Source organism: Mycobacterium lehmannii, from assembly GCF_002245535.1.
In the GTDB taxonomy this organism is placed as follows: domain Bacteria; phylum Actinomycetota; class Actinomycetes; order Mycobacteriales; family Mycobacteriaceae; genus Mycobacterium; species Mycobacterium lehmannii.
On record NZ_NKCN01000067.1, the window covers coordinates 1 to 1,347 of the forward strand.

The 1,347-nt window shown below is 64.7% G+C and carries 1 protein-coding gene and 1 other annotated feature; the gene reads left to right on the top strand.

The genetic code is table 11. The annotated features are described in order from the left end of the window. Positions 1–54: 54 nt before the first annotated feature. A protein-coding gene (locus CEX87_RS26875) for an IS3 family transposase (protein WP_094289876.1) occupies positions 55–1,316 on the top strand; the annotation gives its coding sequence in 2 pieces (ribosomal slippage) (positions 55–358 and positions 358–1,316; 1,263 coding nt in all). After that, positions 354–485 (top strand) — a sequence feature (AL1L pseudoknot). It overlaps the preceding gene by 132 nt. Positions 1,317–1,347 lie beyond the last annotated feature (31 nt).

Consider the following 1,347-nt stretch of genomic DNA (forward strand, 5'->3'; position numbering starts at 1 on the left):
TGAATCGCCCTGGAAATGTTGGAGGCTCCTGACCTTGGAAACGAGGATGCAGGTATGCCGAAGGAACAGTCTGCCGGGAAGCCCACGACGCGCCGTTACAGCCCTGAGGAGAAGGCCGCCGCGGTCCGAATGGTCCGCGCTTTACGCACCGAGCTGGGCACCACCCAGGGCACGGTGCAGCGGGTGGCCAACCAGCTCGGCTACGGCGTGGAGTCGGTCCGCACCTGGGTGCGGCAGGCCGACATCGATGAGGGCGTGGCGCCCGGGGTCACGACCGCTGAATCCCATCGGCTCAAAAAGCTCGAGCAGGAGAACCGAGAACTTAAGCGCGCCAACGAAATCCTGAAACGAGCGGCTAGTTTCTTCGGGGCGGAGCTCGACCGCCAACACAAGAAATAGTCGCCTTCATCGACGCTAACCGCGACGAGTTCGGGGTCGAGCCCATCTGCACCGTCCTGCGCAGCGCAGGGGTGTCGGTGGCCCCGAGTACCTACTACGACACCAAGACCCGAGCGCCCTCGACGCGGGCGATCCGCGACGCCGAGCTGGGGCCGGCGCTGCGCCAGATCTGGGAAGACAATTACCGCGTCTACGGTGTCCTCAAGCTGTGGAAAGCCGCCCGTCGGGCCGGCCACGATGTGGGCCGTGACCAGGTCGGGCGCCTGATGCGCAGTCTGGGCATCGAGGGCGTGCGGCGCGGCAAAGCAGTCAAGACCACCAAGCCCGACTTGGGCGCGCCACGGCATCCCGATCTGGTCAACCGCCGTTTCAGCGCATCAGCGCCCAACCAATTGTGGGTGACGGATCTGACCTATGTGCCGACCTGGGCCGGAGTGGCCTATGTCTGTTTCATCGTCGATGCGTTCTCCCGAACGATCGTGGGATGGCGGGTGGCGTCGAACATGCGCACCACGATGGTGCTCGACGCACTGGAGATGGCCCGCTGGTCACGCGGAAACACATTGCCCGGCCTGACATGTCACTCCGATGCCGGATCGCAGTTCACGTCCATCCGCTACGGTGAACGCCTCGCCGAGATCGGCGCGCTGCCCTCGATCGGATCCGTCGGTGACAGCTTCGACAACGCCCTGGCCGAAACGGTCAATGGCTACTACAAGGCCGAGCTGATCTACGGACCCGCCCGCAGTGGGCCGTGGAAGACCGTCGAGGACATCGAGCTGGCCACGCTGAGCTGGGTGTACTGGCACAACACCGCCCGCCTACACAGCTACCTCGACGACGTCCCTCCGACCGAGTTCGAGGCCACGTTCTACGATGCCCAACGGAGCGACCAGCCCCTGGTCGCAATCCAATAGATCGAGCCTCCGGCAGAACCAGGGCGGTTCA